Below are 23,901 nucleotides of genomic sequence, written 5' to 3'. Positions count from 1 at the left end.
TGTTTAGGACGCGCGGGTCAACTGGTCCATGGTATTGAGCGATCTGAAGTACCCATTGGTCTAGGCAATGGAGCGGCAAGCCGACCCCGTCTCCGTCCCCAATCCCGGAATTTCCAGCTCCGAGTTGAGCATACGTGCCGCGCCATAAGCTAGCCTTATGGAGTCGATGATCCATTCAATAACGTTTTTGGCGGCCCGCTGACCGACTAGCTTGGCTCGAAATGCCCGAGGAGGGCGCGACGACAAGGAGCCGGAAGTGAGTTTGGACGCCGCCGTGTTTGACGAAACCCCCGCAGATGCGCCGGTGACGGTAAAGTGGGTTTCCGATGCCGCGGTTCCGCTGCTGCTGTCGTTCCCGCACAGCGGCGACCGGTATCCTCCCGATTTCGGCTACGCGCGCTCCCTGCCCTTCAACGTCATCGACTATCCGTCCGACAAATATGTCGATGAGCTCTTCTCTTACGCCGACGATCTGAAGCTCAGCTCCATCAAGGCCAATTTTCCGAGAGCCTATATCGACGTCAATCGGCACCAGCACGACATCGACGAGACCATGCTGGAAGATCCCGAGCTCTGGTACGGGCGCCTGCAGCCAACGGCCCTGACCGACGGCACGACGCTCTTCTGGTCGAAGGCCAAGGAAGTGGACATCTACGACCGCAAGCTCGGCCGTTCGGAAGCCAAACGTCGACTCGCGACCCGCTACGTCATCTACCACCAGGCGCTGACGACCATGATCGAGACGACGCGCCGCAAGTTCGGCAGCGCCTACGTCATTGACTGCCATTCGATGATGCAGTTCGATACCACGGCCCAGGGCAGGCGCGCGCGGCCGCAGATCGATATCGGCACGCGATACGGGGAATCCTGCGCCCCTGAAGTCGCCGAAAAGCTGGTCGAGGCTTTCGAGCGGCGCGGCTACGAGGTCGGGCTCAACCGGCGCTTTGCCGGCGGCGAGATCACGCTGCGCTATGGCTGGCCGGAAATCGAGCAGCACCTGGTCCAGATCGAGCTGCGGCGCGACCTCTACATGGACGAGGAGACGCGCCTCAAGACCGATCGGTTCGACGCGGTCCGGCGGGACTGCTCGGACGTGCTCGCCGAATTCAAGCAGTTCATATCAGATCGCATGGCCGGCCAGATGCCCGCCAGCGAGGGGGAACATCAAAAAGAAATGGGGAACGCCGATGCCTAAATCACTTCTCGCCGCACTGCTGTTGTCCTGCAGCCCGCTGATCGCCAGCGGCGCTGCGGCCGAAACGCTGCGAATGGCCTATTCGACGGCGCCCGTCAGCGCCGATCCTTATCCCTATAGCGACACCCATACGGGTGCGCTGGCCGAGCATGTCTTCGAGATGCTCGTCGGCCTCGACGATTCTCCGCTGCTCGCCACCGAGTGGCGCTGGGAGGGCCCGACCTCGATCGTCTTCGACCTGCGCGAGGGCGTGACGTTCTCCAACGGCGCGCCGTTCACGGCCCGCGACGTCGTCTACAGCATGTGCCGCATGATGTACCGGGTCGACGGCCGCGCCAATGTCGTCACCTCGGCCCTGGGGCCGGTGACCGATGTCGTCGCGGTGGACGATCATACGGTCCGTTTCGAGACCACGGCGCCTTATCCGATCATCACGCAGAAGCTCAAGTTCCTGAAGATCCTCTCGGCCGACGCGGCCGGGATCGAGGGGGACATCGCCTATGACCGCGAGGGCGATTGTGGGATCGCAGACTCCTACCCAGCGCAGGCCGATTTCGACAACGGCGATGCCGCGATCGGCACCGGCCCCTATGTCTACGAAAGCTTCCAGGCGACCGGGGACGCCGATCTCGTGCGCAACGAGAACTACTGGGGCGAATCGCCCGAATGGGGCCGGGTCGAAATCCGCTCGGTTCCCAACAACGGTGCGCGTATCGCGGGCCTTCTCGCCGGCGACTACGACATCGTCGAGCAGCCGAGCGCCGAGGACCTGCAGGTGATCGACCGGGACGAGAATTTCACCTACAGCGCCGTGCCTGGGCTGCAGACGATCTTCATCGTCCTCGACACCAGCGAGGACGGCGCCGGGGGCGTCACTGCGGCAGACGGGTCGAACCCGCTGGCCGACGTCAAGGTGCGCCAGGCGCTCTCGATGGCCATCGACCGGCAGGCGATCACCGACAGGCTCTTCAGCGGCAACGCGACCGCCGCCAACCAGTTCGCTCCCCGCTACATGGCCGGCGCTCCCGAAATGCCCGAACTCGAAACCGATGCCGAAGCCGCTCGCGCCCTGCTGGCCGAGGCCGGCTATCCGGATGGCTTCGCGCTCGAATTCAATGTGCCGGCGGACCGCTACACCAACGGCCAGCTGGTCGGGCAGGCGATCACCCAATACTGGACGCGTCTCGGCCTCGACGTGACGCTGCGCACCGAGCCGTGGTCGGTGTTCCAGACCCGGCGGACCGAGGGAGAGCTGGGGGTCTTCATGTATGGCTGGGGGCACCCGCAGGGCGCCGCGCAGCTGATCTCGGGCGCGTTCGCCCAGCGGGACGACGATCTGGGTCTGGGATCGGCCAATTTCTCGAACTACAACAGCCCCGCGTTCGAGGAAGCCATCCAGGCCTGGGCCGTGGAGGTCGATCCGGCGCGCTCTGACGAGTATTTGGCGCAGGCCATGAAGCAGGCGGTTGCCGACCTTCCCGGCATTCCGCTCTTCTATAACCACGAGCTCTGGGCGCACCGCACCGACCTCGAGCTTGTCGGCGGAGCCGAAGGCCGCACCATGGCAATGATGGTGAGCTCCAAGTAAGAGATGATCACCAGGTGCCCATGGCCGAAGCCGACCATGGGCACCGATGCGGGCGTACTGATGAAACGATGACGAACTTTATCCTGCGGCGCCTCGGTCAGAGCATCATCCTCTTGCTCATCATGTCGGTGCTCGTCTTTGCCGGCATGTACGTCATCAGCGATCCCGTCGCGGTGATGGCCGGCGAGGACGCGACCGAGGCCGACCGGCAGGCGCTCGCCCGGTCCTTCGGGCTCGATCAGCCGCTGCCCATCCAGTATCTGACCTTCCTCGGCAAGATCGTGCAGGGCGATTTCGGCACATCGTTCGTCTATGGCCGCCCGGTGCTCGCCCTCATCTTCGAGCGCCTGCCGGCAACGCTCGAGGTGGTCTTTCTCGCTATCCTCGTCGGCCTTGCCGTCGGCATCCCGCTCGGCATCTATTCGGGGCTCAACCGCAAGAAGGCACCGACCAAGGTCATCAGCTTCGGCACGACTGTCGGATACTCGATTCCCAATTTCTGGCAGGCGCTGCTGTTCATCCTGGTCTTTGCGGTGTGGCTGCGCGTGCTGCCGGCCTCCGGCCGCGGGCCGACGACGGAGATCTTCGGGGTCGGCTGGTCGGTCTTCAATGCGGAAGGCTTGCGCTACGTCATCCTGCCGGCAGCCAATCTCGCGGTCGCGCTGATCTGCATGCAGACGCGGCTCGCCCGTTCGGGCACGCAGGAAGTCATGTACCAGGACTACATGATGTTCGCGCGCGCCAAGGGCATCGCCCGCTCGCGGCTCATCGGCAGGCACCTGCTGCGCAACATCCTCATTCCGATCGTGACCATCACCGGCCTCGAGCTCGGCACGCTGATCGCGTTCTCGACGGTCACCGAGACCGTCTTCTCCTGGCCGGGGATCGGCAAGCTGCTGCTCGATTCCATCTATCGCTCCGACCGGCCTGTGGTCGTCGCCTACATGATCCTCGCCACCCTGATGTTCGTCCTCATCAACCTCGTCGCCGACATCATCTACGCCATCCTCGACCCGAGGATCCGCTACTCATGAGTGAGACCACTTTCGAGTCATCGGCGGGCAGGTTCGACAGGTTCCGGGCCGTCTTCGCCGGCTATCCGGCGGCCGTCGCCGGGCTCATCGGCATCGTGCTCTTCAGCCTCATCGCCCTCTTTGCGCCGGTGCTCGCGCCCCAGGACCCGTTCGACCAAAGCCGGCTCGACATCATGGACGGCCTGCTGCCGCCGATGTCGACGCTCATGGACGGCACCCTCAGCGTGCTCGGCACCGATGCGGTCGGCCGCGATATCCTCTCGGCGGTGATGTACGGCATGCGCACCTCGCTCTTCGTTGCGCTGGTGTCCGTCGGCGCAGGCGTCGCGGTGGGCGTCGTCCTTGGCCTCGTCGCCGTCATGCGTGGCGGCTGGATCGATGCGGTGATCATGCGCACCGCCGACCTGACCCTCAGCTTTCCGGGCGTGCTCCTCGCCCTGCTGTTGCTGGTGGTCTTCGGCTCGGGGGCCGACAAGGTGATCCTGGCGCTCGCCATCGGCATCTGGGCGCAGAACGCCCGATTGGTGCGCGCCGTGGGCTTGTCGGAAATGAAGAAGGACTACATCGCCGCCGCCCGCCTTGCCGGCATCGGCCAGCTGCGTATCATGTTCCATTTCCTCCTGCCCAACGCGATCTCGCCGGTCCTCGTCATCGTGCCGATGGCGATCTCCGGCGCGATCGTGGCCGAGGCGACCCTCTCGTTCCTCGGCGTCGGCGTGCCGATCACGGAGCCGTCGCTTGGCCTCCTCATCTCCAACGGCAACGACTACCTGCTCTCGGGCCGCTGGTGGATCAGTGTCGCCCCCGGCCTCGTCCTCGTCATGATGGTGCTCTCGATCAACGTGGTCGCCGACCGTCTGCGGGACCATGCCAACCCCTACCTGCAGGCCAGGACATGATGGCGCCGCTCCTCGCGATCGAAGACCTCAGCATCGCCTACCAGTTGGGCGACGGGAGAGACGCGGAAGCCATCTCGGGCTTCTCCCTCCACCTCGAACGCGGCCGGATCGTCGGTATCGTCGGGCAGAGCGGCGCCGGCAAATCGACGATCGGCAAGGCCATCCTCGGGCTGATGGGCGACAACGCCCGGATCACGGGCGGCACCATCGCCCTCGACGGAACCGACATCACGCGTTTCTCCGAAGCCCGGTTCGCCGCCATCCGGGGCAAGCGCATCGGCTATATCTACCAGAACCCGATGACCGCGCTGAACCCGGTGCTCTCGATCGGCGAGCAGCTGATCGAAGCCATCGAGGCCAACACGACCCGGCGGGGCGGCGATGCGCGCGCTTATGCCGTCGAACTGCTGAAAAGCGCCGAGGTCACCCACGCCGAGGAGCGCCTTGCCAAGTATCCGCACCAGCTCTCGGGCGGCCTCTGTCAGCGCATCGTCTTCGCCATCGCCATTGCCGCGCAGCCGGACCTCATCATCGCCGACGAACCGACCACGGCCCTCGACGTGACCGTGCAGAAGGCGGTGCTCGCAACGCTCAAGAAGCTTGCGCGCGAGAAGCAGATCTCGATCGTGCTCATCACCCACGACATGGGCGTGGTGGCGCAGATGTGCGACGGGGTCAGCGTCCTCTGGCGCGGTCGGCTCGTCGAGCATGGGCCGACCGCCCAGGTCATCGGCGCACCGCGCGAGCGCTACACCCGGGATCTGATGGCGGCCATACCAACCGTCGACCATAAGCGGGCTCGGTTCGATGTCCTTGATTCCTTCGAGGATACGCCCGGCCGGCGCCGCGGTATCGCCTTCCTCAAATCCGGCATCGCGGCCGGACGCGATGGTCAGTCGCTCCTTTCCATCCGCAATCTCTCCAAGACCTTCGATGCCCAGGGAGGGCGCGGGACGTCCGGGGGCTTCCGTGCTCTCGACGGTGTCGCATTCGAGGTCTTTGCCGGCGAAACCCTCGGCATCGTCGGAGAGTCCGGGTCGGGCAAGTCGACCATCGGTCGCGCGATCCTCGGGCTCGTCGAGCCGGACGCGGGGGCGAGCATTGCGTTCCAGGGTCGACCGATCGCCGAGATGCGCGGCCGGCGCGACCGGGTCGCCCTCTCGCGTTCGCTCCAGTGCATTTTCCAGGACCCGTATTCCTCGCTCAATCCGCGGATGAACGCGGGGACCAACATCACCTACGGCATCGTCGCCCAGGGACTGGTCAGCCGCGCGGAGGCCAAGGTCCTGGCACAGGATCTGCTGGAGGTCGTCGGGCTCCCACGCGCCGCCGCCGGCAAGATGCCGCATGCGTTTTCCGGCGGGGAGCGCCAGCGCATCGGCATCGCCCGGGCCCTGGCCTTCAGGCCCGAACTGATCTTTTGCGACGAGCCGACCTCGGCGCTCGACGTGACCGTGCAGGCCGAAATCCTCAACCTGATGAAGGAGCTGCAGGAGACCCTGGGCCTGACGCTCGTCTTCGTCAGCCATGACCTGGCGGTCGTCCGCCAGATGTGCGACCGCGTCATCGTCATGCGCGCCGGCCGTATGGTTGAAGAGGGCAACGCCGACGAGGTGCTCACCGCACCGCGCGAGACCTATACGCGCGACCTGCTGGCTGCGATGCCGCGCATCGCATTCGAGGACGCATGATCGTTTCCCTTGAGTTGCCAACCGTGGTGGATAGGGTGGCCCCACGGCACGGAACCCCGACTTCAATGGAAAGACGATGAGCCAGACTCCGCCGCGCAACATCAGGCGGCTGAAATATATCGAGGCCTTCTCGGCGGTTATCCTCACCGGCTCGATCTCGGCCGCCGCCCGCCAGCTCAACATGTCGCAGCCGGCGGTCAGCCAGCTGATCAGCAATCTCGAAAAATCGGTCGGCGTGTCGCTGTTCGTGCGCCGCAACGGCGCGATCTTCCCGACGCATCGCGCCGAGGCCCTGCACGACGACGCCCGCGACCTGCTGGCGCTCATCGACCGCATCGAGATGCATTTAAAGCCCCGCACGGACAAGCTTCTATCCCACATCCGCATCTCGGCCACGGTCTCGTTCATGAACGAGATCCTGCCGCTGCTGCTGGCCGAGGTGCACCGGCATCACCCCAAGGGCAACTACTCGGTCGTTTCCCATCCGGTCGACGAGATGACCAACGCGGTGGCCGAGGGGCAGGTCGATTTCGCCTTCCACACCCGTCCGCTCGAGCATGCCAACATCGTCAACCTGCTGCAGTGCGAGGTGCCGCAGGTGTGCGTCATGCATGTCGACCATCCGCTCGCCCAGTTCGAGCGCATCGAGCTCAGCCAGATCAACGGCCACGACGTCATCTGGCCGTCGCGCCGGGATCCCTATTTCCAGTACTACCGCGACCTTTTCAGCCGCAACCGGCTCAACTGCCGCAACGCCCTGCAATCGCCGTTCGCCAGCTTTTCCATCCGCATGACGGAAATGCTCAACGCCTTGTCGTTCAACAATGCCCTGATGGCCTCGATCGTCTGCCAGAAGACGCAGGGTCTCGTGTGGCGGCCGGTCATCGGAATAGATGCCAGAACCAAGTTCTATCTGTCGTTCCCCGAGGTCCTGGCGGGGACGGAGACGCAGAACCTCATGCAGCGCAGTTTCGCGGCGGTCACCGCCGACGCGGTCGCCGAACTCGAATGGGCGGGCGCCGGCTGACGGTCGCTCTCCGCAACTCCGCCACGTCCGTCCGATGACGGCATCGCGCAACCGTCAGAGCGGTCCGCCGTCGGCCTCGAGATCGAGCAGTTGTTCGATCGATTGACGCTTGCGGATGACCGAGAGCGCGCCCCCGTCGAGCAGGACCTCGGGCGCGAGCGGCCGCGTGTTGTAGTTTGAAGACATGGTCGCGCCATAGGCCCCCGCATCACGTAGGACCGCGATGTCGCCAATCTCCGGCAGCGGCAGGTCGCGGAACTCGACGAAGCCGCCGTCGTGCTGGGTGAAAACATCACCCGCTTCGCAGAGCGGCCCGGCTACGGCGATCGGCAGGATCGGACCGGCAACCGGCTGGCCGACCTGCGTTACAAAGCAGATTTCGTGGTGGCTGCCATATATGATGGGGCGGGCGAGATCGCTGAAGCCGGCATCGAGGAGCACGAAGTGGTTGTCAGCCACTTTCTTGACCGCACGAATCTCGGCAACGAGCAGCCCGGCGTTGCCGACGAGATATCGGCCCGGCTCCAGCTCGAGCCGTAGCCGGCTACCGGTGATCCGCTCGGCTTCGAGCCTCGTCTCGTTCCATGCCGCATAGTATTCTGCAATGTCGATCTCGGGTTCTCCCGGACGGTAGGGTACCGAAAGTCCCCCACCCGCAGAGATCGCCTGGAGCGGCCGACCGACGCGCCGCACGGCATCCAGCATGCTGTCGCAGACACGATGCAGGTGCGCATAGTCGACGCCGGAGCCGATATGCATGTGCAACCCGATCAGCGACAGTCCGTATTCGTCGACGAGGTGCAGGCTCTCCTCGAGCTCCTCATGCCAGATGCCGTGCTTACTCGAAGGTCCGCCCGTATTGGTCTTGCGGTTGTGGCCGTGTCCGAAACCCGGATTGATCCTCAACCACACCGGGTGGCCGCGTCCGGCGCGGCCCAGTTGCCTCAGCATGTCGGGCGATCCGCAATTGACGGGAATCCCGAGTTCAAGGACGCGAGCCAGCGTCGCCTCGTCGATGATGTCGGCCGTGAACACGATCTCATGCGCGTCCGTGCCCGGCGCGTAACCCGCTCGCAGCGCGCGTTCGATCTCGCCGAGGGAGACCGCGTCGACCGCGACACCCATGGCACGGAGCAAACGCAGGATGTGCGTATTGCTGTTGGCCTTCTGAGCGTAGCGGATGCAGTCGAACGCAGACAATTGCCCGACCCGCTGGCGGATCGGTTCGGCCTCGTAGAGCCAAAACGGCGTACCGACGCTTCGAGCGGCCGAAAGCGCGGCGGCGATCAGGTCCGGCCGCAGGGACTGTGGTCTCGTCACGAACAGGTCTTCCGTCTGAAGAGTAGCCGAACGTGTTTAGGCCATGCCCGGCTCGAGGGGAACTGCGTGCCCGATTTCCACCAGCATTTCAGAACTTGGCGATCACGTTGATGAAGGCACCCTGGTCATTGAGGGTGAGGTCGCGCAGGTCGTCGGAGAACTGGCCGAAATTGTATCCCGCGCCGACTTTGAAGTTGTCGCCGAGGTGGTGATAGACGGCGGCGAGCGTGCCGTAGTCGGTGGTGCCGGCTTCAGGCATGTGCAGCACGCGCCCTTCGAGCAGGATGTCCCAGTTCTTGACCACGTGGATGTCGGACCGGAGGATGCCGAGGTGCGCCGTCGAGCGCTGCCACTCCTCCTCGAAACCGGTGCCCGAGCCATCGCCGGTGCGATGCCGTACCTCGCCGTAGCGCAGGCCGTATTTGCCGCCGACGGTCAGCCACGGGAAAAGATCGTAGTTGACGTCGAGCGACAGGATGTGGCTGCGCTGGGCGGGAGCGTAGAGGTCGCCCGTCGCGCCGCTGACGAGCTGGTTGTTGCCCGGCATGTCATAGAGGTACGTGTAGCGGAAGAGCGCGTTCAACCGATCGTGCGCAACCGGGCGATAGGCGTAGCCGATGGATGCCTCGACGTAGTCGGTGTCGGTGAAAATGGTTTGCGACGAGGAGGCGTCCGAGAGCACCAGGTCCATGTTGGCCAGGAACCGCCAGTCCTCGTGGGTCTTCCAGTTGAGCTGTCCAGAAACAAGGTAGGTGGTCTGATCGCGCGTGTCGTCCGAGGAGTCCTCAAGACGCAGTTCCCCGCGCAGGTGCCCCGAAAGCCCTGCTTTCTCATCGACGTAGCCGACGGCGAGCGAGGGAGCGTAGCGGTCGAAGTCGGACCGCTGGAAGCCCGCGGGGTCGAGGGTGTCATCGCGCACATGACCGGCAACGAGTCCCACATCGACCGTCCAGAGCGTGTCGGGAGTGAAGAGCACGCCATAGGTGTGCGTCAACGAGCGCTTGCCGCCGTACATGTCGTAGCTGTTCTCGGCATAGGCCGAGGCATATTCGTCGAGCCGGCGCTTGAGGCCGACGACGATCGTGCCGCCGTCGTTGCCGATGAGATCGAAGGTCTTGTCGATATCGAAGGAACGGGCGGGATCGAGCCGGTAGCCGACGTAATAGTGGTCGTCGGCATTGGGATCGAACGTAAGACCGATCAGGGCGCCTATCCCATGGGTGCCGTAAGAGATTTCGCCGGCGATGGCCACGGTCTGCGTCAGGCGGAACTCGGCGCCCACGCCGACCCGGTCGTTGCGGCTGATGTCGCCCTTCATGCCCAGCGTCGCCTGGCCGAAGGCGTAGAGGGTGGTGTCCTCGTTCCAGTCGTACGCGATGCGCACGCCCGCATCGATGCGCGAACCGTCATAGCCGGACTTGCCCGACGAGATAGCCTTGGGCGACATCAACTCGCTGTAGCTGAGGCCGGCCGACACGTTCCAGTAGTCGTCGAGCTGCCAGGCGAGCGCAGCGTCGCCCTCGCGGCGGATCTGCCCGCCGCCGTCCTTGTAGTCGTCGTAGCCGAGCACGATGTCGACCGTGTCGGTGAGCGCAACCTCGGCGCCGATTCCCCAGAGCCACTGGTCGGTATGGACCTGCTGGCTGATAGTCGAGAAGCCCGCTTCCTTGTCCTCGTAGTAGGCGTCGACCGTACCGTCGAGCCCGGCAGTGTTGAGGTCGCCCAGGTCCACCTGCCCTTCGAGGCGCCAGGCGATGGCCGACTTGCTGGCAACACCCGCGGTGCCTTCCTGTCCCCAGGTGAGCCCTCCGTCGGCGGAGCGGGAGAGGCCGAAGCCGGGACCTTCGGAGCGGGCGACTTCCGCCCGCAGGAACGTTCCCTGCGAATAGCGTAGCTCGATATCGGCGCCGATGCCGGTCTGGTCAGCGGGTCCTGTCGTCTCGTTCATGCCGGTCGCGCCGATCCGCACGTGGTCTCCGAACCAGTGCTGGACGCGCCCGCCATAGATGTATCCATCCAGGTCCTCGGTCGCCGGCACGAACTCGTATTGAGCAACGAGGTAGATCTTGTTGCCGCCGACGGCGCCGTCGCGCACCGGCCCGTCGGTGCCGGTCAGCCAGGCGATCGGCTGCTTGAGGATCACGATGCCCTGCAGGTAGTCGATGTTGTAGTCGACGCCGTGCCGCAGGACCCGCCGCTGGATGACGCGGCCCGTCACCGAATCGCGCACCTCGACCGTGATGGTCTCCGAGCCAATGGTGATGTCCTGCCGGCGCAGGAAATAGGCCGAACCGGCGGTACCGAGGAATTCCTCGCGCTGCGGCAGCGTATCGGGAAGCGCCGCGTAGGCGGTGACTTCCGTGCGCCGCTCGCCGAACGTCGTCGTCTCCTCCGACCGGTAGACCGCATTGGCGCCGTAGAGCGCGCGGTCGGAGCGCAGGAACTCGGTGCCGGTGATGTTGGTCTTGTAGTTGCCCCACATCACGTGACTGTCGCCGCGCTCGAGACGCACATAGAACTTGCCGCTCGTGGGCGCGTCCTCGACCATGGTCGAGTCGTCGCCATAGACAGGATAGTAGTCATCGGGATCGAGATGGCGCAGCAGCTCGCGCGGATTGCGCTCACCGAGATTGGAAAAGAGGCTTTTCAACCCCTCCTCGCCCGTATCGGCCGCCGCAGTCAGCAGGTATTCGCCGCGGATCTTGCCCTTGAGATAGAAGGCAAGCCGGCCCTTGGAGTAGACCTCGTCGTATTCGCCGGGCCGCACAGTCTCGATCATGCTGTCGCCGGTGCGCATGCCGACCGTGACATCGGCGAGCGCCACGTAGAACCAGTCGTTGTCCGGGATGTTGATCTGCCGGGCGAACTGCAGGCCGCTGTTGCCGGCCTCGCCGACGAGCGCGACGTCCACCTCGTGATCGCCGGGCGGCAGGATGCGCTGCACGACGAAGGCCCGATCGGGATCGACGGGAATGGTCTCGCCGAGCGCCTCCACGGCATATCCGGCCGGCACGCTGCGTCCATAGATGGTCACCGCGCCGCCGTGGACGGGAATATTGCGAATGGCGGTGCGGTCCTCGTCGAGCTTGGGAGCCTGCGCCCGGCCGGCGGCATCGATGCTCGCACTGCGCGCCGCGATCGGCGCGGGACGCGTCTCGTCGAAGCGGCCGGTCGCATCGTAGACGCGCAGCACATAGGCGAACTCGGTGCCTTCGGCAGCCGGCAGCATCCAGCCGGCGCCGCCGTTGATCGCAACCGAAAGCACCGCGACCGGATCGGCGCCGGGGCGCGCTGCCATGTCATGGATGCGGATTTCCGCCCGATCGATAAAGCCCGGATAGTTGGCGCTGGTCAGGAATTCGACCGCATCGCCCGGAGCATAGCCACCCCGGCGGGGAGCCGCGATGACGCTGAGCGAGGGCTCGGCGTCGAGCCCGTCATACTTAACCTGGATATCGACGGCGCTGAGCCCGAGGTCCGTGCGCCGCTGTTCATCGACCGGTCGGTCCGGGGTGCTGCCGTCGACGGTCTCGCCGTCGACGCTGATCATGAAGGGGATGTCCCCGGTGTCGGCCAGCGTTTCGCTCTCGGTGTTCTCGCCGATGGCAAGCCCTCCGGTGCCGCTCCCGTAGTGCGCCGTGCCGATGACCTGTGGCGGGCAATCGCCCGTCGGGCAGGGATTGGTCTGCGCAAAGCCCGGTCCCGCCAGCAGCAGGCCGGTAGTCAGGGCGCTGCCGGTGAGGAGCGAGAGGCGGTGGAGAGTGAACATCTGTGCAAACCCGTTGAGGATCATGGACTGCCTCGTGGTCATTGCCCCGTCTCCACACGCATCTCGACTTCCAGCCGGTACTGTCCGGACGTCTGCCGCCAGCGCTCGCCGATGAGATCGCGCAAGTGCTTGAGGCGCTCCTCGGCAAACTCCGGATCGGCGCCGGCTTCGATGTAGGTGAGGCGAAGCACCGACTGCTCCTGGGCAAGAACCGCCATCAGCTGGTCGAGCCCGAGCACCCACTCGGGCCGCAGCTCCAGTTCGCCGGGCAAGAACGCGGCGTCCTGCAGGTCGAGACGGACCACGCGGCCGATGGAGGCGCCGAAGTTGAGCTCCGTCATCTTGCCGGCGGTCAGGCGCACCACGCGCGGGTTCTCGGTCGTGACGCGATAACCCGTCGGCAGGGTGCGGGTGTCGAGCTTCATGATGAAGTTCGAGCCGATCCGCTGGTCCGGCAGCATGGCGCAGGGCACATGGAAGCGGCCGTGGGCGTCGGTGGTGATCAGCCAACCGTCGACGGTGGCGATGCGCACGCCCGGCAGGCCCGGCTCGCCCTCGTCCTGGTAGCTGTTGCGGTTGCGGTCATCGAACACCTTGCCGATGACGTCGCCGCAGTCGAACACCGGTTCGGCCAGGATATCGACCGAGGCCGTCGCGTCCGGCGCCAGCGGATTGCCCGAGGCATCGGTGACGCTCGCCCGATTGACGTGTTCGCCCGGTCCCGCCGAGCTCAGGGCCAGCATGCGCAATCGGATCTCGACCGCGCTGTTGGCGGGAACCGCGACGTTCGAGAAGATCACCTGGCGCCCTTCGACGACGGGCGTCGCCGCGACCCCGTTGACGCTGGCCGAACCGTCGACGTACCGGAACCCGGACGGCAGCGTATCGACGACCGTCAGGCCTTGCGCCGCACTCGCCGAATTGTTGGTGACGGTGATGGCGAAGGGGGCCTCTTCACCGCGCCGTATATGACGCAGCAACGCCACCTTGGAGACCGAGATGTCGCTCACCGCAACCGGAAGCGTGACGAGCGACCGGCTTTCCTCGGATTCCACCGGCGTGCCGGTGATCACATTGCCGTTCACAAAGCCGACAGCTCTGGCGGTGTTGGCAACGCTGTCCGGCGCACCGGCGGCGTTGGCGACATCAGCCTCGGTCAGCGTATAGGTCGCAGTGAACACCGCCTGCTGCCCGGCACTGAGGGTCACGGGACCCGGTGTGAATGTCGAGAGCGTCCCCGTTGCCGGCTGACCGCCGAAGGTCGGACCGGGGTCTTTCGGCCACACATCGGCGGCGGTCTGGCCGCCATCGTTGGTGACGGTGAAGGTATAGGTCAGCGTATCGCCCACGCTGGCGGCGCCATTGCCATCGACGTCGTCGAAGCTGCCGGTCTTCACCAGGTTGAGGCTCGCGGGCTGCGGCGGCACGGTCACGCTGTCGGGCGGACTCTCGATTGGCGGACCCGAGGGGGGTGTGCCGGTGCCGGTCGCAATATTCTCGACCACGCCGGCATCGATCTGGGCCTGGGTCGGCGCATAGACCGCGGTGAAGGTGACGTTGGCGCCCGGCGCCAGCGTCTGAGGACCCGGCGTCACCGAGACGCCGGCTGCTACCAGCAGCGGATCGTCTATGGTGACATCGGTCAGCGTCACCGCGCCGGTGTTGATGGCAAGGAACGAATAGCTGATCGTCTCGCCCGGATCGAGCAGCCCGTCGCCATCGAGGTCGTTGAGCGTGCCGGTCTTCTCGATGGAGAGACCCGCCGTCTGGTCGGGCGGCACCACGACCGTATCCGGCGGGCTGGTGATCGGCGGACCCGAGGGCGGCGTGCCGGTGCCGGTCGCCGTGTTTTCGACCTGGCCGGCATCGATGTCGGCCTGCGTCGGGGTATAGATCGCCGTGAAGGTGACATTGGCGCCCGGCGCCAGCGTCTGCGGGCCTGGCGTCACCGAGATCCCGGCGTTGGACAGCAGCGGGTCGTTGACCGTGACGTTGGTCAGCGTCACCGCGCCGGTATTGGTGACCAGGAACGAGTAGCCGATGGTTTCGCCCAGATCGATGAAGCCGTCGCCGTCGAGGTCGTTGAGCGTGCCGGTCTTGACGATGGTCAATCCCGAAGCCTGATCAGGCGGCACCACAACGGTATCGGGCGGGCTGGTGATCGGCGGGCCGGACGGCGGCGTACCGGTGCCGGTCGCCGTGTTCTCGACCCGGCCGGCATCGATGTCGGCCTGCGTCGGCGTATAGGTCGCCGTGAAGGTGGCGCTCCCGCCCGGCGCCAAGGTCTGCGGGCCTGGCGTCACCGCGATGCCGGCATTGGCCAGGAGGGGGTCGTTCACCGTGACATTGGTCAGCGTCACCGCGCCGGTGTTGCTCGCCAGGAACGTGTAGGTGATGGTTTCGCCAAGATCGATGAGGCCATCGCCGTCGAAATCGTTGAGCGTGCCGGTCTTGTCGATCGTCAGCCCCATCGTCTGATCCGGCGGCACAACAACCGTATCCGGCGGGCTCTCGATCGGCGGACCCGAGGGCGGCGTGCCGGTGCCGGTCGCGGTATTTTCCACCTGCCCGGCATCGATCTCGGCTTGGGTGGGCGTATAGGTCGCCGTGAACGTCGCCGTGCCCCTCGGCGCCAGCGTCTGCGGGCCCGGCGTCATCGCGATGCCGGCATTGGCCAGGAGGGGATCGTTCACCGTGACATTGGTCAGCGTCACCGTGCCGGTGTTGCGCGCCAGGAAGCTGTAGGTGATGGTCTCACCAAGATCGATGAGCCCGTCGCCATCGAGGTCGTTGAGCGTGCCGGTCTTGTCGATGGTGAGACCCGGCGTCTGGTCGGGCGGCACAACAACCGTGTCCGGCGGGCTCTGGGTGGTGTTGCCGTCGGGATCGGTGCCCGAACCGGTCGCGGTATTTTCCACCTGCCCGGCGTCGATCTCGGCTTGGGTGGGCGTATAGGTCGCCGTGAAGGTCACGCTCCCGCCCGGCGCCAAGGTCTGCGGGCCCGGCGTTACCGCAATGCCGGCATTGTCCAGGAGGGGGTCGTTGATCGTCACCCCGGTCAGCGTCACCGTGCCGGTGTTGCGGGCCAGGAAGCTGTAGGTGATGGTTTCGCCAAGATCGATCAGCCCGTCGCCGTCGAGGTCGTTGAGCGTGCCGGTCTTGTCGATGGTGAGGCCCGGCGTCTGGTCGGGCGGCACAACAACAGTGTCCGGCGGGCTCAGGGTGGTGTTGCCGTCGGGATCGGTGCCTGAGCCGGTCGCGGTGTTCGAGACCTGCCCCGCATCGATCTCGGCTTGCGTGGGCGTATAGGTCGCCGTGAAGGTGAAGCTCGCACCCGGCGCCAGCGTTTGCGGACCCTGGTCGACAGCGACCAGCGGATCATTCACCGTCACATTCGTCAGGGTGACGGTCCCGGTATTGGTGACCAGGAACGCGTAGCTGATGGTTTCGCCCAGATCGATCAGCCCGTCGCCGTCGCCGTCATTGAGCGTGCCGGTCTTGTCGATGACGAGGCCTGGCGTCTGCTCAGGCGGCACCACCACCGTATCGGGCGGGCTCTCGATCGGCGGGCCCGAGGGCGGCGTGCCGGTGCCGGTCGCCGTGTTCGAGACCTCACCGGTGTCGATATCGGTTTGAGTCGGCGTATAGGTGGCCGTGAACGTGGCCGTGCCGCCGGGGCCGAGGGTCTGCGGGCCCGGCGTTACCGAGATGCCGGCATTGGCCAGGAGCGGATCGTTCACCGTGACGTTGGTCAGCGTCACCGAGCCGGTGTTGCGCGCCAGGAACGTGTAGGTGATGGTCTCGCCAAGATCGATCAGCCCGTCGCCGTCGAGGTCGTTGAGCGTGCCGGTCTTGTCGATCGCGAGGCCCGGCGCTTGGTCCGGCGGCACGACCACCGTGTCCGGCGGGCTCTCGATCGGCGGGCCGGCGGGCGGAGTGCCGGTGCCGGTCGCGGTGTTCGACACCTGGCCGGCATCGATCTGGGCCTGCGTCGGCGTATAAGTGGCGGTGAAGGTCGCCGTGCCGCCCGGCGACAAGGTCTGCGGGCCCGGCGTTACCGAGATGCCGGCATTGGCCAGGAGGGGGTCGTTGACGGTGACCCCGGTCATCGTCACGTTGCCGCTGTTGCGGACGAGGAACGAGTAGCTGACGGTCTCGCCCGGATCGATCAGCCCGTCGCCATCGAGGTCGTTGAGCGTGCCGGTCTTGTCGACGGTGAGCGCGGGGGCGGCAGGCACGTTGGTGTCGGTGGCGGTATTGTTGGCGAGGTTGGTGTCGGGCGATCCTGAAGGGCTCGCGACAGTCGCCGTGTTGACGAGGTCGCCGGCAAAGTTCGTCGGCACGCTCATTGTCAATTGGAAGGTAACCGACGCCCCGGCCGGCAGGTTGACCGGCGCGTTGGTGATGGCGCCGGTGCCGCTCGGGACGACGCAGACGCCCCCGCCCGTCGAGGTGCCGCAGGTCCATGTCGCACCGGTGATGCCGGCCGGAAGCGCATCGTTGACGAGCGCGTTCTGGACGCCGAATGGCCCGTTGTTGGAGACCATGATCGTGTAGGTGACGTCGGTGCCAGGAGTGTAGACGGTGACGCCATCGCTCTTGGTGATCCGGAGGTCCACCGGCAGCTCGAGCGCGGTCGTCGGGCACTTGGCGCCGTCGCCAGCGCCTGCCGGCGCGTCCGAGATCAGCGTTGCCACGCCAGTCGCGATATCGAACCGGTAGAACCCTCCGCTGTTGAGGCGGCCGAAAACACCGTTGCTGGCGCTGATCAGCGACCCGAAGGCGTCGGGAGTGATCCCCGATTGACCGATCGGCGTGATGACGCCGCTGCTCGGGTTGATCGAATAAAAAACCCCCGAGGTATGGTCATGCGTGTAGATGAGCCCGTTGTGCCAGGCGAGGTCCGCGTTGGCGATCGTGCTGTTGAGCGGAATGCTGCTCGCCGTGAGGGTCGTCAGATCGACGCGCCACATCACGTTGGAAGCGCCGTTGTCCTTGAGATAGTAGAAGCCGTCCGCGCCGATCACGCCCGAGGCGATGCCCGGGCTGGAATTGATGCCGCCGCCCGTGATGCCCCCCAGGTCCCGCACCGAGCCGTCGCCGCCGATCCGCAGCAGGCGGTATCTGCTCGTCGTCGCATCCCAACGCGTTGCATAGATATAGTTGCTGGCCAGATCGTAGCCCATGGCATTGTAGCCGGGGGAATCCGGTGCGCCGATCGGGGGGAAGGTGAACGGATTGGTGCTCGTATCGGCGCGCACGAGCTGTGTGGGCGTGTCGACGCCGAGATAGATCGTCGAGGTACAGGCGCCGAACGAAGGCTGCGGCGGCGACACCGTATTGGTATCGCTGGCCGTGTTGTTGCTCGTGTTCGGATCGATGAACCCGGCCGGCACCGCTACCGTCGCGGTGTTGGTCAGGTTGACACCGGAATATCCCGCCGGAACCGTCAGCGTGAGGGAATAGGTGAGCGAAGAGCCCGCCGGCAGGTTGGCCGTCGTATTGATCGCGCCCGTGCCGCTCGCCGCGCCGCAAGTGGCTCCACCCGTGGCGCTGCCGCAGGTCCAGTTGGCCGCGGTGATGCCAGTCGGTAGCGGATCGCTGACCGTAGCGCCGGGCGCGTTCACCGTGCCGTCATTGCGCACGACGATGGTGTAGGTGACGTTCGAGCCACGCGTGAACGTCGTCGCGCCGTCGGTCTTGGTAATGGAAAGGTCGGTGCAGGGCTGGGTGCTCGCGAAGGTGAAATTGTCTATGAAAAGGCCCGTGTTCGCGGGACCGGGGGCAGTGTTGTTGACGAACTGGATCGTTGCTTCCGTACCAGCCGCCGTGAACGTATTCTGATAGGTGGCCCAGGTTTGGGTATACATCGGTGTATCAGGAAGATTGCCGCCGCCGTTAGCCACGGAATTGGCGACCGGCTGAAGTGTCGCGACGGTAACGGGCGCTACTCCGTTTCCATTTCCCAGTTGAACGCGGGCGATCGATTGCGTGGCCGACTGGCCGGCATAGTCGATCGAAAAAGTATATTGCCGACCGGGAACCAAACCGGTGAAGGTTTGCCGGAGCGTTGCCGGGGCCGTACCCCACAGGTCGATGCTCTGCATCCCGTTGCTGGCATTGCTGTGGTGACGGAGTATGTCCACCGTGCCGCTGACGGTCTGCCAGCCATCGAGGGGATATGTCGTCGTCCGCCAGATCGCATACCCATTGCTCGAAACGAGCGTGTTCTCACCCGGCCGCTGCGGCTCGGTCTGAATGTTCGGCGACTCGAACGAGCCGTTGACCGCCAGATTGCAGGCGTTCGACTGGCTATAAGCCGGTTTGACGTCCGCTACGATCAGGAGGAGAGTTGCGAAAGCCAGGCACGCCAGGCTGCTCCACTTGAGGTGAAGCGTGCTCGCCGCTCCGGCAGAGGAGCCCTGCCCGCCACGCCGCGGCTTGACCCCTGTACGCTCCGCTGGATTTCCGGAAAGACAGCGCGCAATACCACGCAGCGAAAGTAGCTTCCGCATATATAGGCCCCCTGATGTCAGCCATCCGTTGACGGGGAGCGCCTTTGCACAATTACTTTGTGCCGCCAGGCATGGCGCCGGCCTCAAAGCCAAGCGCACCGCAAACACATGCCCGACGGAGCTGCCCCCGCACCGGATTCGCTCCAGTGAACCGAACAAGCCACAAGCCTGCGGGGGCGTATTTCAGGAAATATGGTTCGTTTCAGAATCCTCAGCATACAATCTGAATTCAGTGCGGAAGTGTTACGGGATCGCCACATTGGGATTTCTGCCAATGGCGAATCTATAAAACTTATACTCGTCCGCCCGACCTGATCTGCGCGGGAGTGAAGTTCCTATATTTCCGCATCGTGGATGTGAGGTGGCTTTGACTTGAAAACCCGCTGAGATAGGCCACTTCCGCGATCGGCAACTGCGTTTCCGACAGCAGCTGCGCGGCATAGCCGAGGCGCAGGTTGATGAGGTATCGATAGGGCGGCACGCCGAAGGACCTGGTGAACGCCTGGATGAAATGACCGGGCGACAGCCCGCAGAGTTCGGCAAGGCTCGCGACCGACACCTTACCCGCGAAGTTCTCTTTCAGGAAATCCTGCACCCTACGCGCGCTGGTCTGCGAAAGTCCGCTCTCCCCTGCCTTGACGCCGGCGCGCGCCTCGGTAGCGTTGGAATAGTAGCGCACCACATGCAGGCCGAGGACCGTCATCAACGAATCGATATAGAGCTCGTTGGCGGCGCCGCTGGCGAGCTCCTGCTTGAATAGATGCGCGATCTGCAGTGCCTGCGTGTCGACATGGCCGAAGGGCAGCGGATGCAGCCGCAGGTCGAGAAGGCTGAACTCGCGTGCCGCGAGCTCGGCCAGGAACCCCGGTTCATAACCGACCGTCAGGTTCTCGCGCAGCGAGAACCAGCGGCTGGCGCTGTCGACATTGGCGGGACTGACGATCAGCATCCCGACGGGCGCATCGAAGACATGAAGCGTGTCGCTGCCGAGCCGCGATTCCATTCGCGGCACCCGCGCCAGAACGATGGCGACGAAATCGCCCGGCGATTGGAACGTCATCGTGCCCGGCGGGCGCAGGGAGTGAACGACACCACCTTTGAGAGTGGATAGCCTCGGCCCCACATGCTGGGGGATACCCCCGAGCAGGTCGTGCCCGACCGCGACGCGTAGACGCGTCTCGATCGCAGGATCGATAGGCATTTTACGAAACCGCCTGCATTTTTTCGGAAGACAAAAGAACCAGTACCGCCCCGACGCGAACCGGAGTGGAAAAATTTTCACGCCGAGCACAAATGCTCAGCTGTCTGCCGGAAAATTAGGCAAGTCTATTCGCCGCCTAGGGCGAACTAACACATGTTAACATTGGTGAGCCCCGCTGACGCCGCAAAACGGCGAGGTAGTTGCATTTGGATGGCCCCTCTTTGGACCATCGGTAACTTACCTAAACTGGTATGGTAACTTGGGGATGTCAATGGCCGCAAAAAGGGAACATTTTTAGCATTTCGCGGCAAAGAGCGTCAAAAAAGCTTCATATACGACAACGAATACAGCCCGCCCGGAGCGCAGGACGCGCGTTCGTGACCGGCCGACGCTGCCCGCCCGCAGATTGCAAGCGGGAGAAAATATGATAATTATGATCCGATTTTTAAGCCTATCGAAGATACGGACAGGTCCCGCCTTGAGCTACTTCCCGTCCATGACGTGGCGCACAGAAGGGATTCAGGTGACCGCGCCGGTCAAGTGGCGCGAGCTTGACGGGATGATGGGCGTCTTCTGGCAAGCCGAGAGCCAACCGGGCGCCAGCGCTTACTACCTCGCCGACGACCCACGCATCATGATCTTCTTCAACGATGTGTCGGGAAGCGTATCGATCTCGAATCAGGACGGGGACTTCGCGCGCAATTACCGGCCCATGGCGCGGGCGGTCTATATCCCCGCCGGCGTCCCGTTGTGGACGAATACCGGCACGCGGCACCGGTTCAGCCACCTCAACCTGCATCTGCACAAGGACAGGCTGCTGAGGTACCTGGCGCTCTCGATAGGGCGTTCTGCTGCGCTGACGGCCCTGCGCCGCCCCGTTGAAATCCAGGACCTGGGAGCGATCGAGACGCTGGCTCAACTGCTCGTCGACGAATTGACGGAGCCGACCAGGCATTTGCTCTACACCGAAAGCCTGGTGGGCAGCGTCGTGACCGGGCTGCTCGACATACCGGATCCAGCCGACGATCGGGCCAATGCCCGGCTCACCCAGGGGCAGATGAACAAGCTTGCGGCGGCCGTGAATGCCCGCGGCCACAGCCGGCTCACCGTTGCGGAGCTGGCGGCGACCGTGGGGCTTTCGGAGAGCTGGTTCGGCACCGTCTTCAAGCAGACGACTGGCAAGACCCCGCTGCAGTGGATCCTGGAGAAGCGCATCGAGCTCGCCAAGCACCTCCTCCTCGAGGGCGAGCTCGCCATCGCGGAGGTTGCCGCCAGGCTCGGCTTCACCGATCAGGCCCACCTGACCAAGACATTCCGCCAGATCGTCGGGGAAACGCCCGCGGTCTGGCGTCGGGCGCAATCGCCGCGCTAGGGCGTTCCAGGAAAAGTGGACACCACTTTTCCGATTCGGAAACGAGACAAAAGAAAGGGTTAGAGATCGTCCAGCGCTTCAAATAAACGGTGAACGGCCCCCAAGGGCATGACGTCCCACCCGCGTCACCGCGGATGGGACATGCCCCCTCACCACGTATGGCGCAGGGTCGCGGTGACGGTACGGCCGGGATTGTAGAAATCCGCACCGAAACCGCCATAGGCGACGTGCTTCTCGTCGAAGATGTTGCTGACGTTGAGCTGGAGCGTGGTGTTCTCCTGGACCTCGTAGTTGAACGCAGCGTCGAAGACGATGCTGCTGCCGGTCGACTGTGTATTGGCATCGTTGAAGAAATAGGCGCCCGAGTAACGCGCGCCGAGGCCGAAGGTCATGTCGCCGATGAAGCCGTTGCCCGGCAGGGTATAATCCACCCAGAGCGCCGCCAGGTGATTGGGCACGAACGAGAGCTCGTTGCCCACGTTGCCGGCTGTGCCGTTCTCCATGATCTCGGACATCATGTAGGAATAGGCGGCCGTCAGGTTGACGTTTTCCAGCACCTGCATCTTGGCCTCGAGATCGAGGCCGCGCACCCGCACCTCCCCGATGGTCTCGGGCATGAGCGTAGCGGGATTGGTGCGGGTGATGTTGTTCTTAGTCAGGTCGTAGACGGCGGCGCTGAAGAGACCCGGGAACTGGTCGGGCTGGTATTTGACGCCGACCTCCCACTGGTGACCGCGCTCGGGCTCGACGGTGAGCGAGGCCGGAACGGCCGATTCTCCGTAGCTCACATAGGTGGAGATCTGGTCGGTGACCTTGTAGGTCAGCGACGCGCGCCTGGTGAGCTCGCTCAGATCCGCTTCGGTGGTCACGCCGGTAAAGTTGTTCGTCTGGCTGAGGTCCATCCAGTCGTTGCGCAGCCCGACCGAGGCGGTCAGCCGGTCGTATGTCAGGTCCTGCTGCACGAAGACCGAGTTGACCTTGTTGTCGCTCGCGGTGCTCCCGATGAGGGGAACGGAGGCGGGAGCGCCCGAATAGACCGGGTTCGTCCAGTCGATGCCAGGCGCGGGGCCCCAGAACGTCTTGTTGGTCGACTGGGCCGTGTTGTGCTCGAGCCCGACGAGGGTGCGGCTGTCGACGACGCCCCAGCTCGCGTCGTACTGCAGCCGCCCGTCGATGACGAAGTTCTCGTTCGTTGACTCGTTGCCGAAGAAGTCACGCCCGGCCACGGTCGTGCCATCGGTCGGCGTCCTCGCGATATAGGCATAGCCGAAGTCGCTGGAGGAATTGCTGTAGCGCGCGTTGGACGCAAAGCTCAGGCCCGAGCCGAAATCGTGGTCGAACATTACGCTCAGCGTATCCCGATCGACGCCGCGATAGTTGTAGTCGGGCTCGCCGAAGAAGCGGTTCCTGTCGAAATCCGTTCCGACCGGATGGCCGCCGCTGCCGGGCACGCCATCCCTGGTCAGATGATCGTAGACCACCGTCAGATTGGTCGCGTCGGTCGGCCGCCAGGTGAGGCCGGCGAGGAAGAACCGCTCATCGTCGCGCGAGTAGTCATACTCGCCGTCGGCATTCCTGAATTTGCCGGCGAAGCGATAGGAAAGCGTGTCGTCCACCGTGAGATTGTCGCCGAAATCGAATCCGAGCTCGGCGCGATAGAACGACCCGCCGGTGATATAGGCCTCGCCGAACCGCTCGCTCTTCGGCGTCTTGGTGACGTAGTTGACCGAACCGCCCGGATCGGAAACCCCGAACGCGGAGGAATTGGCGCCCTTGAGCACCTCGACACGCTCGAACGCATAAGGCTCCTCGCGTATGCCGCCGAACGGGTCTCCGACGGACAGGCCATCCCGGTAGATGTGGGCATCGAGGCCGCGAATCTTGAAGAAATCGAAGCGATCGTCGGACCCGTAGAAGTCCGTAGTCACACCGGCAGTGTATTGAAGGGCTTCCTCGGTGGTCTGGACGCCGCGAGTCTGGAATTCCTTGGCGGTGATCACAGAAATCGAGGCGGGGGTGTCGAGGATATCCGTCGCCATCTTGCCGCCGCCCGTGGTCCGGCGGACCACGATGGTGTTGAGGTCGTCGTCGAGACCATAGATCGTGAGCTCGGGAAGGACGGTGGGCGACAATTGATCGCCGGCGCTCTGCCCGAGCGCAATTCCCGGCGTCAGTCCGACGAGGGCCGTGCAGCTTAACAGCACTGCGATCCCCCTGGAACGGCTGCGCCCTCTTCCGTTTGTCTTCCTATCCATATCCATATCCAAAACTGATCCGTGGTCCGGCAACG

At 64.7% G+C, this 23,901-nt stretch carries 12 protein-coding genes; 7 read left to right on the top strand and 5 right to left on the bottom strand.

Annotated elements, in window-relative coordinates:
* Positions 1 to 256: 256 nt before the first annotated feature.
* The 6 genes from VE25_RS06305 (at position 257) to VE25_RS06280 (ending at position 7,434) form a co-directional block, all read left to right on the top strand.
* A complete protein-coding gene (locus tag VE25_RS06305; protein WP_160299955.1) occupies positions 257 to 1,195 on the top strand; it encodes an N-formylglutamate amidohydrolase in 939 nt (312 codons plus the stop codon).
* Positions 1,188 to 2,783, top strand: coding sequence for an ABC transporter substrate-binding protein (locus tag VE25_RS06300; RefSeq protein ID WP_160299954.1), 1,596 nt, complete (start codon positions 1,188 to 1,190; stop codon positions 2,781 to 2,783). The genes VE25_RS06305 and VE25_RS06300 overlap by 8 nt, the downstream gene beginning before the upstream one ends.
* Before the next feature lie 68 nt (positions 2,784 to 2,851).
* Entirely contained in the window at positions 2,852 to 3,817 is a 966-nt protein-coding gene (locus VE25_RS06295; protein ID WP_046107746.1) for an ABC transporter permease, read from the top strand.
* On the top strand, positions 3,814 to 4,716 hold the full coding sequence (locus VE25_RS06290; protein WP_046107745.1) for an ABC transporter permease: 903 nt from the start codon (positions 3,814 to 3,816) through the stop codon (positions 4,714 to 4,716). Before VE25_RS06295 ends, VE25_RS06290 begins: the two co-directional genes overlap by 4 nt.
* Positions 4,713 to 6,407, top strand: a complete 1,695-nt coding sequence (locus VE25_RS06285) for a dipeptide ABC transporter ATP-binding protein (protein ID WP_052731766.1) — start codon at positions 4,713 to 4,715, stop codon at positions 6,405 to 6,407. Before VE25_RS06290 ends, VE25_RS06285 begins: the two co-directional genes overlap by 4 nt.
* 76 nt (positions 6,408 to 6,483) lie before the next feature.
* Positions 6,484 to 7,434 (top strand): LysR family transcriptional regulator, encoded by a 951-nt coding sequence (locus tag VE25_RS06280; protein ID WP_046107743.1) that lies wholly within the window; start codon positions 6,484 to 6,486, stop codon positions 7,432 to 7,434.
* A 54-nt stretch (positions 7,435 to 7,488) separates the two neighbouring features.
* Here VE25_RS06280 and lysA read toward each other — a convergent pair whose 3' ends face one another.
* The 4 genes from lysA to VE25_RS06260 all read right to left on the bottom strand — a co-directional run bounded on the left by lysA (position 7,489) and on the right by VE25_RS06260 (position 20,239).
* Complete coding sequence (gene lysA / locus VE25_RS06275) at positions 7,489 to 8,754, bottom strand: diaminopimelate decarboxylase (protein ID WP_052731765.1); 1,266 nt, start codon at positions 8,752 to 8,754, stop codon at positions 7,489 to 7,491.
* A gap of 88 nt (positions 8,755 to 8,842) precedes the next feature.
* Complete coding sequence (locus tag VE25_RS06270; RefSeq protein WP_052731764.1) at positions 8,843 to 12,565, bottom strand: hypothetical protein; 3,723 nt, start codon at positions 12,563 to 12,565, stop codon at positions 8,843 to 8,845.
* The gene (locus VE25_RS06265) at positions 12,562 to 19,038 is read right to left on the bottom strand and encodes a CLIPPER-2 domain-containing protein (protein ID WP_083988762.1); all 6,477 of its coding nucleotides are present in this window, start codon (positions 19,036 to 19,038) and stop codon (positions 12,562 to 12,564) included. The genes VE25_RS06270 and VE25_RS06265 overlap by 4 nt, the downstream gene beginning before the upstream one ends.
* 292 nt (positions 19,039 to 19,330) lie before the next feature.
* The gene (locus VE25_RS06260; RefSeq protein WP_160299953.1) at positions 19,331 to 20,239 is read right to left on the bottom strand and encodes a helix-turn-helix transcriptional regulator; all 909 of its coding nucleotides are present in this window, start codon (positions 20,237 to 20,239) and stop codon (positions 19,331 to 19,333) included.
* A gap of 433 nt (positions 20,240 to 20,672) precedes the next feature.
* Here VE25_RS06260 and VE25_RS06255 point away from each other — a divergent pair, with 433 nt between their 5' ends.
* Positions 20,673 to 21,611, top strand: a complete 939-nt coding sequence (locus VE25_RS06255) for a helix-turn-helix domain-containing protein (RefSeq protein ID WP_439328897.1) — start codon at positions 20,673 to 20,675, stop codon at positions 21,609 to 21,611.
* 149 nt (positions 21,612 to 21,760) lie between these two features.
* On the opposite strand, the gene VE25_RS06250 is transcribed toward VE25_RS06255, so the two are convergent.
* Positions 21,761 to 23,866 (bottom strand): TonB-dependent siderophore receptor, encoded by a 2,106-nt coding sequence (locus tag VE25_RS06250; protein ID WP_046107855.1) that lies wholly within the window; start codon positions 23,864 to 23,866, stop codon positions 21,761 to 21,763.
* Positions 23,867 to 23,901: the final 35 nt, after the last annotated feature.

This window comes from Devosia geojensis (assembly GCF_000969415.1).
GTDB classification, from domain to species: Bacteria; Pseudomonadota; Alphaproteobacteria; order Rhizobiales; family Devosiaceae; genus Devosia; species Devosia geojensis.
The sequence above is the reverse complement of the archived record's forward strand: the minus strand, read 5'-3'. Positions and strand labels throughout refer to the sequence as shown.

Bases quoted from the DNA above. Each gene is read 5' to 3' on its own strand.
- VE25_RS06300 (WP_160299954.1), top strand. From the start codon at position 1,188: ATGCCTAAATCACTTCTCGCCGCACTGCTGTTGTCCTGCAGCCCGCTG.
- VE25_RS06295 (WP_046107746.1), top strand. From the start codon at position 2,852: ATGACGAACTTTATCCTGCGGCGCCTCGGTCAGAGCATCATCCTCTTG.
- VE25_RS06290 (WP_046107745.1), top strand. From the start codon at position 3,814: ATGAGTGAGACCACTTTCGAGTCATCGGCGGGCAGGTTCGACAGGTTC.
- VE25_RS06285 (WP_052731766.1), top strand. From the start codon at position 4,713: ATGATGGCGCCGCTCCTCGCGATCGAAGACCTCAGCATCGCCTACCAG.
- VE25_RS06280 (WP_046107743.1), top strand. From the start codon at position 6,484: ATGAGCCAGACTCCGCCGCGCAACATCAGGCGGCTGAAATATATCGAG.
- VE25_RS06270 (WP_052731764.1), bottom strand. From the start codon at position 12,565: ATGACCACGAGGCAGTCCATGATCCTCAACGGGTTTGCACAGATGTTC.
- VE25_RS06265 (WP_083988762.1), bottom strand. From the start codon at position 19,038: ATGCGGAAGCTACTTTCGCTGCGTGGTATTGCGCGCTGTCTTTCCGGA.
- VE25_RS06260 (WP_160299953.1), bottom strand. From the start codon at position 20,239: ATGCCTATCGATCCTGCGATCGAGACGCGTCTACGCGTCGCGGTCGGG.
- VE25_RS06255 (WP_439328897.1), top strand. From the start codon at position 20,673: ATGATCCGATTTTTAAGCCTATCGAAGATACGGACAGGTCCCGCCTTG.
- VE25_RS06250 (WP_046107855.1), bottom strand. From the start codon at position 23,866: ATGGATAGGAAGACAAACGGAAGAGGGCGCAGCCGTTCCAGGGGGATC.